Origin of the sequence: Streptomyces lancefieldiae, from assembly GCF_031845825.1 — a bacterium.
Classification (GTDB): Bacteria; Actinomycetota; Actinomycetes; order Streptomycetales; family Streptomycetaceae; genus Streptomyces; species Streptomyces lancefieldiae.
The window spans coordinates 1-474 of the sequence record NZ_JAVRFH010000302.1; the positions used below are offsets into that span (position 1 = coordinate 1).

Consider the following 474-nt stretch of genomic DNA (forward strand, 5'->3'; position numbering starts at 1 on the left):
TCTCCCCGTTCCCGACCGATCGGGGTTGGGATGTGGCGGGGTTGTTCGATCCGGAGCCGGGTGTGCCCGGGCGTACGTATGTGCGTGAGGGTGGGTTCCTGCATGACGCGGGGGAGTTCGACGCGGGGTTCTTCGGTATCTCGCCGCGTGAGGCGTTGGCGATGGATCCGCAGCAGCGGTTGCTGTTGGAGACGTCGTGGGAGGCGTTGGAGCGGGCGGGTATCGACCCGCACGCGCTGCGCGGCTCACGGACCGGCGTCTACGCCGGAGTGATGTACCACGACTACGGCAGCACCGTGACGGGCCCCGCCGCCCCCGACGACGAGACGGTCGGCTTCCTCGGCACCGGGACGTCCGGCAGTGTCGCTTCGGGTCGTATCTCGTATGTGCTGGGTCTGGAGGGGCCGGCGGTGACGGTGGACACGGCGTGTTCGTCGTCGCTGGTCGCGTTGCATCTGGCGGTGCGGGCGCTGC

General features: G+C 69.4%; 1 protein-coding gene. It reads left to right on the forward strand.

What is annotated here, in order from left to right; translation table 11 throughout:
* On the forward strand, nucleotides 1-474 hold a 474-nt coding region (locus tag RM812_RS42245), incomplete at both ends, for a polyketide synthase (protein WP_311586332.1).